Here is a 19,577-nt window from a genome sequence, read left to right as displayed (position 1 = left end):
TATGTGAAAAATCACCAAAAGTGGGTATTGTAAGAATAATCATTTGTAAATATCTTTAGTGATAAATGATTCACTCAAAGCATATTACAAATGAAAGCATTATTATTTCTTCTGATTTTCATTGAAATAAATTCCCATTCTTATGGCCAAAGCATTTTTAGAAACAATATTACTGACACAAACCCAAGCCTTTCAAACCCCTACACAAATGGACAAACTACCGACCCTAACATCACCGTTTCAGGAATAGGAAGAGGTTCGGGTATTAATGGAAACACCGGAGCAAATCGTTACAATGCTAGAGATTGGAACCTACTAACACTTGATACGAATGATTATTTTGAATTTATTCTGACTCCAAAAAGTGGCTACTACATAACACTTACATCATTAGAATACAAAGCACAGGTTTCGGCTTTGGCTGGCCCAATATTTTTCGCCTTAAGATCCAGTTTAGACGGATATGCTTCAAACATAAGTACTCCTGTCATTCCCGCTACAGGAACAGAAATCACCCCTACTCCTATTGACTTATCAGGTTCTCAATTCCAAGTCCTCAATACGGCGATTCATTTTAGATTGTATGCTTGGGGCGGCAGTAGCACTACAGGAACCTTTAGTATAAATGAGTTTGCTTTTCATGGCAGCGTCAATTGTGACTTACCAGTACCTCATATTCAAAGTGTAATGCAACCCGATTGTAGCAGTCCTACAGGAAGTGTAACGCTCACAAACCTACCTAATGGCACTTGGAACTTATTCCAAAATGACGTTTTAATACAGTCCAACGGAACTGGTAACTCAGTAACAGTAACACACATCTATGCAGGTACGCACCAATTTAAAATAGGAAATAATTATTGTCTTTCTAATGCTTCTAACGATGTAACAATTATTTCAAATACCACTACTTGGGATGGCAATTCATGGTCTAATGGCGCACCCAATGGAACCAATCATCTGGTTTTTGAAGGCAATTACACCTCATCTTCTAATTTGGAATGTTGTAGTTGCAAAATCAATTCAGGAGAGGTTATTTTCCAAAGCAATCATACTTTTAAAATCACAAATAATCTTAGTGTAACAGGCGGCAAACTGACTTTCAACAATCAGGCGAGTTTGGTCCAATTAAACGATAACGCAACAAATATTGGAACAATTCACTATCAAAGAGTAACCACCCCTGTGAGTAACTTAGATTATACTTATTGGTCATCGCCTGTGACTGGATTTACTATCGGTGCCGTTTCACCTAATACTCTTTCAGGCAAATGGTATTCTTATAATGCCACAGCTGACAATTGGAAACAAGAAAGCGCAGGCACTATTATGGACAAAGGCATCGGCTATATCATTCGTGGTCCAGAACAAAACAAAGCGCCCAATAGTCCTAGTGCGCATCTAGCTACTTTTATAGGAACTCCCAATAACGGCAGTATCAACGTTCCTATTGTGGGCAATAATCGCTCCAATCTTGTTGGAAACCCCTACCCGTCAGCAATTAACGCGGATACTTTTATTCTGAAAAATAACGCCATGATTGACGGAACACTTTATTTTTGGACGCACAATACTTCAATCCAATTAGCATCCAATATCACCAATGGAACCGCTGGGACTGGAAAATATGCCTATACCTCTGACGACTATGCCACTTATAATTTAACGGGCGGGGTTGCTGCAATAGAAACACCTAATATTTCGGGAGGCTCAAATACTAACATCCCAAACGGAAATATTGCTGCGGGTCAAGGATTTTTTGTTACTGGAAACATTTCTGGAAATCTCATCTTCAACAACAGCATGCGATTAGATAATAGTGGGGGTTTTAATGACAATTCTCAATTTTTCAAAAACCAATCTGTTAAGAAAAATCATAATGACAATAAAAATAGAATATGGCTCAATCTATCCAATAAACAAGGGGCCTTCAAACAAATATTAGTAGGCTACATCCCAGGCGCCACCAACGAATATGACAAAAATTATGATGGAATAACATTTGATAGCAATCCATACCTAGACTTCTACAGTCTTATTGGTAACAAGAAACTTGTCATTCAAGGAAAAACAGCTCCATTTCAAGCACAGGATACAATTCCTTTGGGTTACAGAACAACAATTTCAGGTGAGTTTAACCTAAATATAGCAGCAACAGATGGAGTATTTGAAAACAGACCGCTATACCTTGAGGATAAAACAGCACAAATAATTCATAACCTAAAGGAGGGGGCTTATACTTTTTCTACCGAAAAAGGCATATTTGACAACCGATTTGTATTAAAACACAACCATATCAATTTATCAAAAAGCAGCTGTGAACCCCCTACCAATGATATTTATATTTACCGAAAGGATAATAGCTTAAAAGTTCAATCTTTGTATAAAAATATCCATGAACTTCTAGTTTTAGACGCCCTTGGAATACCTCTATTCAAAAAGAGAAACATTAATTCGAAACAGTATCAAATAACAGCATTAGAGCCCGCGAACAAACTTCTTATTATCAAAATACAACTAGAAAACAATCAAAGAGCCATTATAAAGACCCTATTCTAAAAATAGAAAAAAAACCGTCTCATAATCGAGACGGTTCAATATTTTTATTTCCCTTTTTGAGAAGCTTCTAGATTTCTTTCGATTTCATGCCCTGGTCTAGACCATTTTGGTTTCTCACCTAAGGCAGAAAATTGAGAATCGGCAGCTTCCACTGTTTGTGGTTGTGACACTTTAGTAAACGGTTTTTGAGGATTTAACCCTAACAACTCAAACATCTTCATATCTTCGTCAACATCAGGATTAGGAGTAGTCAGCAATTTATCTCCCGCAAAAATGGAATTGGCACCTGCAAAGAAACACATCGCTTGTCCTTCTCTACTCATATTCATACGTCCTGCTGATAATCTAACCTGTGTTTCTGGCATCACAATACGAGTGGTTGCTACCATACGAATCATTTCCCATATTTCGACTGGTTTTTCCTCCTCCATTGGCGTTCCCTCCACTGCTACTAATGCATTAATTGGCACTGATTCTGGTTGAGGATTTAGGGTAGAAAGCGCTACAAGCATTCCTGCTCTATCTTCAATGCTTTCCCCCATACCTATAATTCCACCGCTACAAACCGTAACATTGGTTTTACGTACGTTCTCAATAGTTTGAATACGGTCTTCAAAACCTCTTGTAGAAATAACCTCTTTATAATATTCTTCAGAAGTATCTAAATTATGATTGTAAGCATACAAACCCGCTTCTGCTAAACGTTGCGCTTGATTTTCGGTAATCATACCCAATGTACAACATACCTCCATATCTAACTTATTAATGGTGCGAACCATCTCTAAAACTTGGTCAAATTCTGGCCCATCCTTCACATTTCGCCAAGCTGCTCCCATACATACACGGGAAGAACCACCTGACTTAGCACGTAAAGCTTGTGCTTTTACCTGACTCACACTCATCAAATCATTACCTTCAATATCCGTATGATATCGTGCCGCTTGCGGACAATACCCACAGTCTTCCGGACATCCACCCGTTTTAATAGACAATAATGTTGAAACTTGAACTACATTAGGATCATGATGTTCTCTATGTAAAGATGCTGCCTCGTAAAGCAAATCCATCATAGGTTTATTGTATATGGCAATAATTTCCTCTTTTGTCCAATTGTGTTTTGTGATACTCATCGATACATTTTTTAAAGCTCCAAAAGTAGTCAAATAGTTCTAATGAAGCAATCTAAAATATCGAAAAGCTAAATGAGTTAATCAATATAATTAATCCGTATAGAGTTTATTATTCCAATACAACATCAATAACATGGTAACAATGACGGAAGAAGCAATTCCTTCAAAAAGCAAGCATATAGAATAAGCCTCAATAGAAGGATTTCCACCAAATAAGAAAGTTTTAGACAAAGAATGCACATAAGCATCTCCTCCTTGAAAATAACTATAAGCAATAAGCGCGACAACACTCAAAACCACACCAATGACTGAAGTAATCATGGCTGAAGTAGCATTCTCAATAAATTTTAACTTTCCTTCTGAGAGATTCATTTCAATAGTTCTATTCACACCATAAAATACAAAAACGACATTAAAGAGTCTTAAATAAAATATATCTGCATATCCTAGCACATTCATTAGCATAAAATATAACGCTATGCCACTAAAGATAATAAAGCCGTTTATTATTTCTTTTGAAACTCTCATTTTTTCATTTTTTAGTTAATATTTAGAATACTATGAAAATGACCTCATAAAGAAAAAATGCTTCTACAAAGCACTTCCGACTAGTACAGTCAGAATTAGGAAATACTAATTTTGATGTTTATCGGAAACATACCTGCTATCCCAACTCAGCATCAATATAAAAGTGACGATTACCGCTGATACAATTCCTTCAAAAAGTAAAGAAATAGAATAAGTCATGATTGATGGATTTCCACCAAATAACAAGGTTTTAGATAACGTTTGCACATACTCATCCCCACCTTGAATATAACTATAAGCAATAAGCCCAATTATACTTAGAAAAACACCAATAAGCGCAGTAAACAATGCCGATATTGCATTTTCAGAAATGTGAAGTTTTCCTTCTGCAAAATTGGACTTTAAAGTTCGGTCGGCCCCATAGAAAACAAACAAGATATTGAAGAAACGCAAATAATACAAATGAGCCAATCCTGAAAACTCCATTATTAAAAAATAGAGTCCAATACCTATAAAAATAAGAAAACCGTTTATAAATTCTTTTGACATTTTCATCTGTTTAATTTTAAAAGTTAACAAATACTTCTTTGATAAACAATGGAATACATCTCAAATTTACGCAAAAAAAACGTATATATAAAGAATCACCTAAGAATTCTTTTGCTTTTTAATGCATTTCTTTTATGAAATGCTGTGCTATTTTTTTGTCTTTCTCGATCTGTTCTTTCAACAAAAGAACAGAGTCAAATTTTTGTTCGGAGCGGATATAATCTAAAAAAGAAACTTCAATTTCTTGACCGTATAAATCCCCCTCAAAATCCAAAAAATGAATTTCGATTGACAATTCATTTTCGCCTACAGTGGGATTAAAACCAATATTCATCAATCCATAAACCGCAGTATGATTTAAAATACTTTTTACAACATACACCCCGTTCATTGGAATCAACTTATAATCTTCTTTGATTTTCAAATTAGCCGTTGGAAATCCGATTGTTCTACCCAAACGTTTTCCTTCAGCAACTATTCCAGTCATAAAATAATTATAACCTAAATAACTATTGGCAAGCTTGATATCACCTTCACCAATTGCTTTTCTAACCTTCGTAGAACTTACAGAAATATCATTTAATTCTTGAACTGAAATTTGCTCCACCTCAAAACCATATTTCTCTCCAAAGCCTATTAAATCATCAATATTTGCGGTTCTATTCCTGCCAAAACGATGATCATATCCAATAATAATTTTATGAATCCTAAATTGATTCACCAGGATTGTCGTAACAAATTCCTCAGCTGTTAATCTTGAAAAAATCTCATCAAAAGGATGAATTACTAAGTTTTCTATCCCAATTGCTTCTAACAATTTGACTTTCTCTGGAATGGTATTGAGTAATTTTATTTCTGATTTCTCTTGAAGAACCATTCTAGGATGTGGAAAAAAAGTCAACACTAGGCTTTCAAACTCCTTATTTTGGGTATTCAGAATTAATTTTTCCAATATTTTTTTATGCCCAATGTGCACCCCATCGAAGGTGCCTAAGGTCAAAATAGTTTTCTTAGAGGAACTAAAATCCTGTATAGAGTCAAAAATCTTCAAGGCTATTATTTTACGGTTCTGCAAATTTATAGTATCTATTTTAATTGGAGTCGTTTCAACAATTGATTTTGACTGTTTTTTATAAAGGTTTCTTACTTTTTAGTTAAAGAAAGTAACATTTCACAAAATCTACAACCCAACTAATTTAATAAAGATACTCAGACTCATGTTTTAAATTTAAAACCTTATTTTTGACATAATATATTTATATTGATTATGAAAAAATATGTATTACTATTTGCAGTATTCACCTACTGCTTACCCTCTTTAGCTCAAAATCAATCTCCTTGGACCAGAATAAATACTCCCAATCCAAGTACCTCCAATAAAAACAGCAGTTTACAGACTAATAATGACCAATTATTTTTCAAACTAGATTTGGAGATGTTTAAACAATCTTTAACCAAATTAAACTCAAAAACTGCTAAGTACGCTGCAGTTGAAATTAGCATTCCAAATACAGAAGGCGTAATAGAAAAATATTCCGTGCAAGAAGCCTCGAATTTTGAACCTGAATTACAAGCCAAATATCCTGAAATTAAAGCCTATGAAGGAAAAGGAATAACTGATAAAAAAGCAAAATTACATTTCAGTCTCTCACCAAAGGGATTACAAACTATCGTTTTAAGAACAGATACCGCATCAGAATTCATCGAATTGTCCCCAGATGACCCTTCAAAATACATTATATTCTCTTCTAAAAGCCGAGGCAAAGGTAGCCTCCCATTTAGTTGCAAAACCGATGATATTGCAATAAACAACTCCTTACTCAATCAAACCGCCAAACTTACCGCAAACAATAAAGTCTTCAAAACCCTGAGGCTAGCACTATCTTGTACTGGAGAATATACCGCTTACCATGGCAATACTAAAGAGGGAGCTTTAGCAGCGATGAACGCCACAATGACAAGAGTAAATGCTATATTCAATAGAGATTTAGCTGTTAAACTAAACATCATTGCAAATAATGATTTAATCATCTATACCAATGCAGGAACCGACCCGTATTCCAATGCAAACTCTTTAGATAATTGGGCTCTAGAATTACAAAACACCTTGACCTCTGTAATCACTAACAATGGGTATGACATTGGCCATTTATTTGGAGCATCCGGAGGAGGAGGAAATGCAGGATGTATCGGTTGCGTTTGTGTCAATCCCACAACACAAAACCCTTATGGTAAAGGAAGCGCCTACACTTCGCCAAGTAACGGAAAACCAGAAGGCGACACTTTTGATATCGATTTTGTTGCTCATGAAATGGGACATCAACTTGGAGCCAACCATACTTTTTCCTATGAAATTGAAGGCACAGGTGTAAATGTAGAACCAGGCAGTGGTTCCACCATTATGGGCTACGCAGGAGTAACAGATGACTACGATGTACAAACCAATTCTGATACTTATTTTTCATTTGCCACCATCTCACAAATCCAATCTAATCTTGCAACTAAATCTTGTCCCGTTAGCACTACAATTACCACCAACAGCACCCCTCAAATTAACGCTGGAAACGATTATACAATACCCAAAGGAACAGCTTTTATATTAAAAGGAACAGGCTCTGACATTGATGACAACACTCTTACCTACTGTTGGGAACAAAACGATTCTGCAACGACGGCCAGCCAAAGCAATAGCATTGCCAATCCGACGAAAACCAACGGACCTTTATTTAGATCTCTTCCACCTGCAAGCAGCCCTATAAGATATATGCCTCCTTACAATAATGTTTTAGCCAATAAACTTACGAGTACTTGGGAATCCGTATCTAATATTGGTCGAAACTTAAAGTTTGTATTAACCGCAAGAGATAATGCCGCACAAGGAACAGCACAAACTAATTCAGACGAAATGATTGTTTCTGTGAATGAAACTGCAGGACCATTTACTATTAGCTCGCAGAACACAGAAAATATATCATGGACGCAGGGTTCAAACGAGACCATAACCTGGACAGTAAACAACACTAATACACTTCCGGGATCTAGCAATGTAAACATTAAACTCTCCATAGACGGAGGAATAAGCTTCCCTATCTCATTAGCCACAAACACGCCAAATGACGGCTCAGAAAGCATAACAGTGCCGAATATAACTGAAAAAAACTGCCGACTATTAATCGAACCTACAAATAACATCTACTACGCCCTAAACAGCCAATCTTTTTCTATTGGCTACACAGTAGATTACACTTGTAATACCTATAACTACACAGCACCATTTACAATCCCTGAAAGAAGCACCTATACCACCAGAACCATTGCATATCCAGCAACAGAAGGAGTGGTATCTGATGTAAACTTCAACCTAAACTTAACGCATGCCTTTTTATCGGACATTCAAATGGATGTTATTAGCCCAAAAGGAACCACTGTAAAACTATTTGAAAGAGGTTGCAGTGACACTAATGGCACTTTATCACTAACTTACGACGATTCAGGTTCCGATCTAACTTGTGGATCTAGCTCACCACAAACCGTAGCACCATTTGGAACCCTCTCAGCATTTAATGGCGAGAATCCTGAAGGAACTTGGATTTTTCGAATAAGAGATGCTTATCCTGAAGATACCGGCACATTAAACTCCGCCTCAATCCAAATTTGCACCAAAACTTTTACCCTAAAACAGCCTGAATTTAAAATTCTAAATTTTGCCTTGTACAAGAATCCCAACGATGGGAAATTTAAAGTTAAATTTGAAAGTGATTCAACTAGCGTTATCAACATTCAAATACACGACATCCTAGGAAAAAAGATAGTCGAACAAGAATTTCCTAGAACAAATTTATTCATAGAAGACATGCAAATCCCCAATGCACAAACAGGAATTTATTTTTTACAAATCATCGTTGGCGAGAAAAAAATAATCAAAAAAATAATTGTGAATTAATCTTGACAAAAGTATTTTATCAAATCCATTACTAAGACCGTTTCAACAACTTTCTGAGACGGTTTTTTGTATTTAAAACTTTTAGGCAACTTTACACACAAGAAAAATCACATCCTCTACCAAAATACATTATATCAAACCATATTGACATTAGCACTTAAATTTAAAAAATTCAATTAGGCCTCTTTAAGTATTGTTCTTTTATAATTTTCCGAATAATCAATCTAAAGTCTTGCACTTATATCAAACACTCCTCTTACTATACATAAACTACCATCAAACATATCCCTAATGCACCTAATAATAGCACTATAAATAAAAAAGCCCTACAAATATAAATTTGTAGAGCTTTGTTTTATTTATGATAACGGTTCTAGTCTGCTAAAACAATTACTTTATTGTCTTTCATTTCAATTGTTCCAGAAGCAATAGCCAAAGTATAATTTTGATCATTTACTTTAGTAAACAATCCTGCTGACTCCTTACTAAACTTAAAACTTGGAGCTTTAATACTAACTATTCCCTTTTGAAGTATAGAAACTATAGGCGCGTGATTATTCAAGATTTGAAAACTACCATCAACACCTGGAACAGCTATTGAAGTAATTTCTCCTTTAAATAAAGACGTCTCTGGTGATACTATTTCTAAAATCATAATTTATTATTAAGGATTTTGGATTTGAGATTTGAGAATTAGAAATCCTAATTCTTACATCCTTATTCCTAAATCAATTAAGCTTCTGCTAACATTTTCTCTCCAGCTTCGATAGCCTCTTCAATAGTACCTTTAAGGTTGAATGCTGATTCTGGTAAGTGATCTAATTCACCATCAATAATCATATTAAATCCTTTGATAGTATCTTTAATATCAACTAATACACCTGGGATACCTGTAAATTGCTCAGCAACGTGGAATGGCTGAGACAAGAAACGTTGTACACGACGTGCTCTAGATACTGCTAATTTATCCTCTTCAGACAATTCTTCCATACCAAGGATAGCGATGATATCTTGTAATTGCTTGTATTTTTGAAGAATTTCTTTTACTCTTTGTGCACAGTCATAATGCTCATTTCCTAAGATATGAGGAGTCAAGATACGAGAAGTTGAATCCAATGGATCCACTGCAGGATAAATACCTAACTCAGCAATCTTACGAGACAATACTGTAGTAGCATCTAAGTGAGCAAACGTTGTTGCTGGCGCCGGGTCAGTTAAGTCATCCGCAGGAACGTAAACCGCCTGTACAGATGTAATAGATCCTTTGTTTGTAGACGTAATACGCTCTTGCATCGCACCCATTTCAGTTGCCAATGTAGGTTGGTAACCTACCGCAGATGGCATACGACCTAAAAGTGCTGATACTTCAGAACCTGCCTGTGTAAAGCGGAAGATGTTATCAACGAAGAATAATACATCTTTTCCTTGGTCAGATCCTGCTCCATCACGGAAATATTCAGCAATAGATAATCCAGATAATGCTACACGAGCACGAGCTCCTGGAGGCTCATTCATTTGTCCGAAAACGAAAGTAGCTTTAGACTCTCTCATTCCTGGCAAGTCTACTTTAGACAAATCCCATCCTCCATTTTCCATAGAGTGCATGAATTCCTCACCGTATTTGATAATCCCTGACTCTAACATCTCACGAAGTAAGTCATTTCCTTCACGCGTTCTTTCACCTACTCCTGCGAATACTGAAAGTCCACCGTGACCTTTTGCAATATTGTTAATCAACTCTTGAATCAATACTGTTTTACCAACACCTGCACCACCAAACAATCCAATTTTACCTCCTTTTGCATAAGGCTCAATCAAATCGATTACTTTAATACCTGTGAATAAAACTTCTGATGAAGTTGATAAATCTTCAAATTTTGGTGCTTGACGGTGAATTGACATTCCGTTTTCACCTGTTTTAGGCAATTCTGGCAATCCATCAATCGCATCTCCAACCACATTAAATAGACGTCCGTAAACATCAGCCCCAATTGGCATTTGGATTGGGTTTCCAGTTCCCACTACTTCATAACCTCTACTCAAACCATCTGTTGAGTCCATAGATACGGTACGAACTGTGTTTTCACCAATATGAGATTGTACTTCAAGGATTAATTTAGTACCATCTTTTTTTATGATTTCTAATGAATCATAAATTTTCGGAAGTTCAACATCTTTACCGTTGAAAACAACATCGACTACTGGACCAATGATCTGCGCAACTTTTCCTATTACTTTTGACATTACTTATGTATTTATTAAATAGCTAATTAGGTTTATGAATGCTTTCAATCAAACTCAACTGACTGACCGCTTTTTTCAGAGTGCAAAGATAATTTTTTAAAACAAAAAATCAATAATTTTTTATATAAAAAAGTTGATTTTTTTAATGAATCAATTATCAGGCTAGAGAATACAAAGAATTTACATAAAAAAAGCAAAACCATCCCTTAACAAAATGAGATGGTTTTGCTTTAAAATCCTCAAAAAAGAGATTAAGGCTTCAAAACAAAGGACACGAATAATTGTCGTCCAATTGCTCCAGCACCTAAAACTTGAGTATATTCTTTTCCTCCTAAGTTTGCAGCACCAATTTTAATAATTGATTTTATAGAAGGCAACGAATAATTTACCTGAGCATCAATAACAGTAGCAGACTCGATAATTCCATCAACCATTGAAGATTCCCACATGTATTCGCTATTCCATCTTCCACTTACATTAAATCCAAAATTCCTGAAAAGCTTTTCGTTTCCAAATGACAGTTTAACCCTATGTTTAGGCGTATTGAAACTAGCTTCAAAACCTGGATCCTTTGACTTATCAAAATCCAACTGTGCATAGTTATAATTAACACCAGCTAGATAATCCCCAAACAGCTTTTTTGATAATCCAACACCAACTCCCAATGAATTAATTTCTACCGGAGTATTGGTATACAATTGAAAAACTCTAAAGTTACCATTTCCAATAGCATGTAAAGATTGAACCTCAGGATTAGTAGCATAAGTTGGAGCTCCAGATGTAAAATCGAATGTTTCACTAGCTTTACCATAATAGGGAGCAATAGCAGTTGTATTTCCAATAAAATCTTTATACATATTATAGTATACATTTAAATCTATACTAATATCTTTTATCTGAGAACGATAACCCACTTCAAAAGCTTTCACTTGTTCTGGCTTCACATTATTTACATTCGTTTTTCTTAATAATGCTGCCGCCCCAGGTGTATTCGTAGGATTTGCAGCTGCGAAAGCCGCAAAAGCACCAACAGATGCCGCTGTATAGGAATTTTGATAAGCATTAACACCTGTAATCGTTGTAGTTGAACCACCTGCGTATAGTTGCCCTACCGCTGGAAATCCATTGCTAACTGGTACCGTTTCAACATATCTTAATAAATTATCTGGCGCCGACCCAATTAACACAGCTGGCCCAACATTAAATCCAATATATTGATCTTGTGTGGTTGGATTTCTAAAACCTGTTTGAAAAGAAGTCCTTAGATTATGCTGTTTTTCTTTACCTGCGGCATAAACAAACGACACTCTTGGCGAAAAATTACCTTCAAAATTCTTAGATTTATCATAACGCACTGAACCTGTAAATTTAAGCCTATCCTCTAGTAATTTCTTTTGCAATTGAGTATACACACCATATTCATCGTAATCTATAGAGCTATTAGCATCTGTATAAATCCTACCTTGAGAATTTAACTGATACAGTCGATACGATCCTCCAACTTGAATTTCTCCAAATTTTATCAAATCTTTCAAATTATAATTAGCGTCAGAATGGTAGATTTTGGAATTATCAACCAACTTGGAACCAGTTAATATATTAGGATCAGCAATTACTTTATCAAAAGCTGTTTGAAAAGCAGCAGTACCTGGAATCAATCTACCAGTATCTGCAGCGGCTCTAGCGAGTGCAGCGGCGGCAGTAGGGTTTTGATTTCCTGGTCCAAAAACCCCAGCCATAGCTTGTGCATAAGCTCCTGCATATTGACCAAACCAATTTTCATTAGACTTCCAAGCTTTATTAACATTCCATGCTGTAAATTGCATGTCATAAGATTCTCCCCCATCTTCAGTAGTCATATAACCTCTCACAAAAAAGTTTTTGCCTTTGAATTCTAACTTATGTTGCTGCATGAAAAAGTTATTCAAATAATACCTATTCCCACCTTGATAAACCGCATTACCTAAACCAAATTTGCTTTGCCAAATAATTTCTAACTTTTCATCTCCCATTGGTCTAAAATGAAGAGAAAAATCCACTTTAGTATTACTGGCTTTATTATCAGTCAAATCGGTTTCGTTGTATCCCGTTCTTGAAACATTCTCTCTAGGCAATAAAGCCGCAAGATTTGCTGGCAAAAGTGAATTAGCAACTAATGTTTGTCCTACGTTGTAAATATTGGTACTTACCTCATCACCATATACATTTATACCGTCATAGTTTTGATGACTCCTTGTCCTACCCACTACTGTTTTATCATCATAATTAGTCGCAAACCAATCTGTACCTTCCATGTGTGTGAAATTGAATTTAGCAGCAAAATGTTTATCAAAAGCATGTGCCATTCTGATTCCAAAGTCATAATACCCATTGGTTCCCGCAGCTTTTTGACTAGTTTGACCATACTTTAAATAGGTAGAAATCCCTTGGTGAAAAAACGGACTTTTACTATTCATAAACATAATCCCATTAAAAGCATTTGCCCCATATAAGGCCGAGGAAGCTCCCGGCAACAATTCCACACTTTGTACATCAATTTCAGACACACCAATCATATTTCCCAACACAAAGTTTAGCAACGGAGAAGAATTATCCATTCCATCGACTAGTTGCATAAAACGAGTATTGGCAACCGTAGCAAAACCACGAGTATTGATTGATTTAAAAGTCAAACTACTCGTATTCATTTGAACTTCTTTAAGATTTTCAAGACCGTCATAAAAGGATGGAGATGCTGTTTTTTTAATATCTGAAATTCCCATTCTTTCAATAGTAACTGGCGATTCAATTATACGCTCTGGCGTCCTAGAGGCAGAAATAACGATCTCATTTAGCTTTGTCTCTTCATCCAATAAAACAACAGCTACTTTTTGCTTACTAGAAGTAATGGTCATTCTTTTATTCTGAAAACTGACACTTGAAAATTCAACTATCCATGGAAAAGCCTTATTGGATCTTAAAATAAAATTCCCATCGGAATCTGTTATTGTACCAGAGGAATCTCCAATTAAAACAACATTGACACCAATAAGAGGTTGGTTAGCACTATCAGTGACAGAACCTGTAACTGAATTCTGAGCAAAACTAAGCCCGCTCAAAAACAATACAACAAAGAGTAATTTCATTCGCATAGGTAGATTATTAAGGATTATCATACCTAATGTACAATTAAATTAATTATCAACAAAAGATCCTCCTAAATAATAACAATATAACAAACAAAAAACAACTACAGACACTGCAATAAATTGCGTTATTTTTTAAGATTAATTCAAAAAAATAACAGAAAACAACATTTTACTATGCACGCATACTACCTAAAGACCTCTAAGCTATAAATTTCATAAAAATACTATATAAAAAAAGAGACTACCTAAAAAAGGTAATCTCTTAATAATTTTTGTGACTTTGGAGGCTATTCTACTGTAACTGACTTCGCTAAGTTACGTGGTTGATCTACATTACAACCTCTCAAAACTGCAATATGATAAGACAATAATTGCAATGGAATGGTAGTTATTAGCGGAGATAAAGCATCTGATGTTTCTGGAATCTCAATTACATAGTCTGCTAATTTCCTAACTTCGGTATCCCCTTTGGTAACAATAGCAATGATTCGACCGCTTCTTGATTTTATCTCTTGTATATTACTAACAATTTTATCATAGTGACCTTGAATTGGCGCTACAACGATTACTGGCATATGCTCATCAATTAACGCAATAGGACCATGCTTCATTTCGGCAGCAGGATAACCCTCAGCATGAATATATGATATTTCCTTTAATTTTAATGCGCCCTCTAAAGCTACAGGGAAATTATAACCCCTACCTAAGTACAAACAATTGGAGACCTCTTTAAAAGTAGCCGCAATCTCTTCAGCTATTCCATTTGTACCCAAGGCGTCATTTACTTTTTCAGGAATCAACTCCAATTCTAATAAATACCTATGGAAATCAGAATAAGACAACGTTCCTTTAGCCTTCGCCAAACGAAGTGCAATCATTGTCAAAACCGTAATTTGAGTAGTAAATGCTTTGGTTGAAGCCACTCCAATCTCTGGTCCAGCATGAGTATAAGCCCCAGCATGAGTTTCTCTAGAAATAGACGAGCCTACAACATTACAAACACCAAAAACAAAAGCCCCAGCTTCTTTGGCTAATTTTATAGCCGCCATGGTATCTGCTGTTTCTCCAGATTGAGAAATAGCTATAACTACATCATCACTATTAATAATTGGATTACGATATCTGAACTCAGAAGCATATTCTACCTCAACAGAAATTCGAGCAAATTCTTCAAATATATATTCTGCTACTAATCCCGCATGCCAAGATGTACCACAAGCAATGATAATAATACGCTTAGCATTTAAAAACTTCTCGATATTATCCTCAACACCTGCCATTTGAATAATTCCCTTATCTGTAAGCAACCTACCTCTATAAGTATCTTTAATCACATTAGGTTGCTCATAAATCTCCTTCAACATAAAATGGTCATAACCACCTTTTTCAATCTGTTCCAAATTCATTTGCAACTCTTGAATATACGTATCTACAGGAGCATCACTTACAATTTTACGAACCTTTAAAGGCCTGTCTTTTTTGATGATGGCAATTTCACCATCTTCCAGATACACTGCATTAGCAGTATACTCAATAAATGGTGAAGCATCAGAAGCAATAAAATACTCTCCCTCACCAACTCCAATTGCTAACGGACTTCCCAAACGAGCCGCCACTATTTCATCAGGTTTTTTGGTATCAAATACTGCAATCGCATAAGCTCCAACCACTTGATTCAGCGCTAATTGAACAGCTTTGCCCAATTTTATATTTTCATTTTTCTGTATCTCCTCAATCAAATTAACCAAAACCTCCGTATCGGTATCAGATTGAAAGGCATACCCTCTTTTAATCAATTCCTCTTTTAACGGAGCGTAATTCTCTATAATTCCGTTGTGAATAATCACCAATTCTCCTGAATTAGAAACATGTGGATGTGAATTTACGTCATTAGGAACCCCATGAGTTGCCCAACGTGTATGCCCCATTCCAATAGACCCCTTATTACACTCCTTGTCAGCTTTAGCTTCAAGATCGGCAACCTTTCCTTTTGTCTTGCAAACGGCAATTTCATTTCCATCATACGTCATAACCCCAGCACTATCGTACCCTCTGTATTCCAATCGCTTCAACCCCTTAATAACAACTGGGTATGCATCTCTATGACCTATATATCCAACAATTCCACACATATATTTAGATTAATTTGGTTTAGTATAGTAAATTTCTAATTTCAAACGTTTATCATAATTAGGATCCCCTATCGGAATATTATTTCCAAATAAAACAACACCCAGAGGATTCATTACTGAAGCTTGTGGAACACGTGAAAATCCAGCAGTTTCGTTTTTCAACCTTGCATTCATAATAGTATTAATATTTTCAGTGACTACTAATCCCAATTCGATATTTGTCGAATCTTTCTGAATCAAATTACGTACATGATTCGTAATTCTAAATTTATAAATACTATTCCCTGAGGCATCTTTGCCTAGAATTCCGCCGTATATCGTTTTACCATTTTTTGCATTTGTTCCCGTTGTTGTATCATAATAATCGATAATTGGTCGATTATTTGTAAAATCATACAAGTACAGGCGTTGTGACATATTCTCACCAGTAAATTTATCTTTATCTACGTAAAAAACCAAATTAGCTTCATTTACTAACCAACCATTTCCTTTGATTGTTGCCAAGTCACCTTTATCAAAAAGCTTAATCACTGACATGGCACCTTCCCCGCCTTTAACATATAAATTAGGATCGCCCAGATTCTTGTTTGCAGACCCAATTGCCGACGTATAAGCTGCTTTTGTATTAGATTGCTCCAACAAACTAACCGTATTACCTGTCAAATTAAGCACAATTGAATTATCAATTCTGCTAGCGGTTTCACCTTCTTTAAACTTAATTGTAATAGTTCCTCCTGCAAAATTTAGCATCGCCAAATTAGTAGGATTTGAGCCTGATTTTTCAACTTGAAAATACAAACCTCGAAAATAATCCCTAAACACATCATTAGAAGATAAAACTAACGAATTAATTTTATGCTCATTAATCATTTCCTGAAAATCGGTTTTGTTCAATTTCAACTTCATAGCCGGAGCCGTATATGTAGTTGTAGAAACCCCATCAACAGTCGTTGTAACTGAATGCTGGGCTTTATTAAAGAAAAAGGCATCATTCTGACTCGGATCTGCATCGTCATTTAATTTAGCCCCAATTTTTACATCATTAAAAACTGAATTCTGATCTGTAAAATACTTTTGCGCATTGACAAAACCTCCTATAGGATCTAAATTTCTCAAATAATAACCTGAACGAAAAACACTCAATTTTAGTTTAGCATCCTCACTTCCGTAAATAGAATCCAAAACATAATTTGCCCCACCTTCCACATTAATGGTTGTTTGCGTGGCATCAACAAAATATGGAATTGAAAGTTCTACACTTTCAACATCAGGATTTGCTCCAATGACTGGATTAGTAGAAACCAAAGACAATTGAGTTACAAAATTAGCTGTAGTTGTACCAAAATTTGGGTCTTCATAAATACCTAAAGGATTTATCGCTTGATTGTTAGACTGAACAGCAGTAATTCCCTGATTGTAAGCAACAACTTCCGAAGTATATTTATCAAAGATAAAGTGATTACCTCCTATCAAATCATCACCAATTGAATTATAATCTTTATCACAAGAATACAAAAAAACAACACTACATATTATAAGGACTCTCTTGAAAAAAGAATTATTGTACATATTTGATAATAAAGTTTAATTACAGAATTTCGTTATTATAAAAATTGCCATAAGCTTCTGCAAAGGCATCTTTTGGCACGAAAGGTAAAAAAGGTTTACCGGATGACTCTATAAATTTTGTTAAACTTGCAGAAACATTTTCTGAGGCTATTATCACTCCATCAGAATGTTTTACAGCCGCTTTCATGACTCCTTCATAATCAGGAATCACTAAATCAGAAATAGCCTCTTCTAAAACTCCATCTAGTTTTACTTTATTAATCATCTCTGCATCAAGTGTACCATCAAAAGACTGACCATACACAGAAGTCACTATTTTTGTTTCGGAAAACAAAGCTTCATTCTTGTAATAATGCTTCATATACACTGGCAACATTGCAGCCATCCATCCGTGAACATGAATAATATCTGGAACCCAATTTAATTTTTTGACAGTCTCCACTACTCCTTTAGCAAAGAAAATAGCGCGCTCATCATTATCTGGATACAAAACCCCCTCTTCATCAGCAAAAGTTGCTTTTCTTTTAAAATACTCATCGTTATCGATAAAATAGACCTGAATTCTTTCTTTTGGAATGGAAGCGACTTTGATAATCAATGGCATATCTAAATCATTCACTACTAAATTCATCCCAGAAAGCCTGATTACCTCATGTAATTGATGTCTTCTCTCATTAATATTTCCGTATCTCGGCATAAAAATTCTGATTTGTCCTCCTTGATCATTTACCATCTTCGGAACATCGTAAGACATCAAAGAAACTTCATTTTCAGCAAGATAAGGCACCACTTCAGATGATACATATAATATCCTCTTGTCTTTCATATTGTAATTTGCTTTATTTATTGGCAATAAAAACCATGCAAAATTACAAAATTTTATGCAGTTATTAACTAAAATATTATGTTTGCATTTAATTTTAATAAAATAGCCATGCCTATTTTCTACGGAAAAGTAGCTTTGAACACTTTTTTAAAGTCGGTCAAAAAACAAAATACTTCCATTGGCTTTGTCCCTACTATGGGAGCATTACACCAAGGTCATCTTTCATTGATGCAACAATCATTAAAAGAAAACCAATATACGGTAGTTAGTATTTTTGTCAATCCAACCCAGTTCAACAACCCCGAAGATCTTTCTAAATACCCAAGAACACTAGAACAAGACACCGAAAAAATTAATGACTTAGATCCTGAAATTATTATTTACGCACCTTCCGTTGAGGATATTTACGAAGGCAATGTTAATGCAGAATCCTTTGATTTTGATGGATTAGAAAACCAAATGGAAGGCAAATTTAGACCTGGTCATTTTGATGGCGTAGGAACAATTGTCAAACGCCTATTTGAAATCGTACAACCAAATAATGCTTATTTTGGCGAAAAAGATTTCCAACAATTACAAATAGTCAAGAAAATGACTCTAAAAAACAATCTGGCCGTCACTATTGTAGGCTGTCCCATTCACCGTGAAGCAAACGGATTAGCGATGAGCTCCCGAAACGAACGCCTAACAGCTCAACAACGTGAAGAAGCCAGCCTAATTAGCCAAACTATTTTTAAAACCAAAGAACTATTCAAAAACAAAAGTCCAGCAGCCATTAAAGAATGGGTAGCGGAGGTGTTTGAAAAAAACCCCACTTTTGATTTAGAATATTTTGAAATTGCTGACGAAGAAACACTTAACCCTTGTATTGACCCGGAAAAAGATAAAAAATATCGTGCATTTATTGCCGTATTTGTTAATAATATCCGATTGATTGATACAATTTCATTAAAATAATTTAATTTTGCG

At 35.3% G+C, this 19,577-nt stretch carries 13 protein-coding genes; 3 read left to right on the top strand and 10 right to left on the bottom strand.

Annotated elements, in window-relative coordinates; translation table 11 throughout:
* The first annotated feature begins 90 nt into the window (after window positions 1-90).
* Window positions 91-2,559 (top strand): hypothetical protein, encoded by a 2,469-nt coding sequence (locus ACNH59_RS06415; protein ID WP_418264603.1) that lies wholly within the window; start codon window positions 91-93, stop codon window positions 2,557-2,559.
* Between the two features lie 44 nt (window positions 2,560-2,603).
* Here the strand turns inward: ACNH59_RS06415 and bioB are convergent, their stop codons facing one another.
* The 4 genes from bioB to ACNH59_RS06395 form a co-directional block, all read right to left on the bottom strand.
* Window positions 2,604-3,689 (bottom strand): biotin synthase BioB, encoded by a 1,086-nt coding sequence (gene bioB, locus ACNH59_RS06410; RefSeq protein ID WP_418264602.1) that lies wholly within the window; start codon window positions 3,687-3,689, stop codon window positions 2,604-2,606.
* A 90-nt stretch (window positions 3,690-3,779) separates the two neighbouring features.
* Window positions 3,780-4,217 (bottom strand): hypothetical protein, encoded by a 438-nt coding sequence (locus ACNH59_RS06405; protein ID WP_418264601.1) that lies wholly within the window; start codon window positions 4,215-4,217, stop codon window positions 3,780-3,782.
* Between the two features lie 105 nt (window positions 4,218-4,322).
* On the bottom strand, window positions 4,323-4,766 hold the full coding sequence (locus ACNH59_RS06400; protein WP_418264600.1) for a hypothetical protein: 444 nt from the start codon (window positions 4,764-4,766) through the stop codon (window positions 4,323-4,325).
* 118 nt (window positions 4,767-4,884) lie between these two features.
* Window positions 4,885-5,817 (bottom strand): bifunctional riboflavin kinase/FAD synthetase, encoded by a 933-nt coding sequence (locus ACNH59_RS06395; protein WP_418264599.1) that lies wholly within the window; start codon window positions 5,815-5,817, stop codon window positions 4,885-4,887.
* Between the two features lie 216 nt (window positions 5,818-6,033).
* Between ACNH59_RS06395 and ACNH59_RS06390 the strand changes: the two genes are divergently transcribed.
* The gene (locus ACNH59_RS06390; protein WP_418264598.1) at window positions 6,034-8,709 is read left to right on the top strand and encodes a reprolysin-like metallopeptidase; all 2,676 of its coding nucleotides are present in this window, start codon (window positions 6,034-6,036) and stop codon (window positions 8,707-8,709) included.
* 373 nt (window positions 8,710-9,082) lie between these two features.
* On the opposite strand, the gene ACNH59_RS06385 is transcribed toward ACNH59_RS06390, so the two are convergent.
* The 6 genes from ACNH59_RS06385 to ACNH59_RS06360 form a co-directional block, all read right to left on the bottom strand.
* Window positions 9,083-9,364, bottom strand: coding sequence for a F0F1 ATP synthase subunit epsilon (locus ACNH59_RS06385; protein WP_418264597.1), 282 nt, complete (start codon window positions 9,362-9,364; stop codon window positions 9,083-9,085).
* A gap of 77 nt (window positions 9,365-9,441) precedes the next feature.
* Complete coding sequence (gene atpD / locus ACNH59_RS06380; protein WP_418264596.1) at window positions 9,442-10,953, bottom strand: F0F1 ATP synthase subunit beta; 1,512 nt, start codon at window positions 10,951-10,953, stop codon at window positions 9,442-9,444.
* 251 nt (window positions 10,954-11,204) lie between these two features.
* Window positions 11,205-14,084 carry a TonB-dependent receptor domain-containing protein gene (locus ACNH59_RS06375; RefSeq protein ID WP_418264595.1) on the bottom strand — a complete coding sequence of 960 codons (2,880 nt, stop codon included), beginning with the start codon at window positions 14,082-14,084 and terminating at the stop codon, window positions 11,205-11,207.
* Window positions 14,085-14,368: 284 nt separating this feature from the next.
* Window positions 14,369-16,213, bottom strand: a complete 1,845-nt coding sequence (gene glmS, locus ACNH59_RS06370) for a glutamine--fructose-6-phosphate transaminase (isomerizing) (protein ID WP_418264594.1) — start codon at window positions 16,211-16,213, stop codon at window positions 14,369-14,371.
* A 9-nt stretch (window positions 16,214-16,222) separates the two neighbouring features.
* Entirely contained in the window at window positions 16,223-17,782 is a 1,560-nt protein-coding gene (locus ACNH59_RS06365; RefSeq protein ID WP_418264593.1) for a DUF4270 domain-containing protein, read from the bottom strand.
* Between the two features lie 19 nt (window positions 17,783-17,801).
* Window positions 17,802-18,608, bottom strand: a complete 807-nt coding sequence (locus tag ACNH59_RS06360) for a glycogen/starch synthase (protein ID WP_418264592.1) — start codon at window positions 18,606-18,608, stop codon at window positions 17,802-17,804.
* A 78-nt stretch (window positions 18,609-18,686) separates the two neighbouring features.
* Between ACNH59_RS06360 and panC the strand changes: the two genes are divergently transcribed.
* Window positions 18,687-19,565, top strand: a complete 879-nt coding sequence (gene panC, locus ACNH59_RS06355; RefSeq protein WP_418264591.1) for a pantoate--beta-alanine ligase — start codon at window positions 18,687-18,689, stop codon at window positions 19,563-19,565.
* Window positions 19,566-19,577 lie beyond the last annotated feature (12 nt).

It is taken from the genome of Flavobacterium faecale (assembly GCF_048320115.1).
Taxonomy (GTDB): Bacteria; Bacteroidota; Bacteroidia; order Flavobacteriales; family Flavobacteriaceae; genus Flavobacterium; species Flavobacterium faecale_A.
This window is presented reverse-complemented; position numbering and strand designations above follow the sequence as displayed.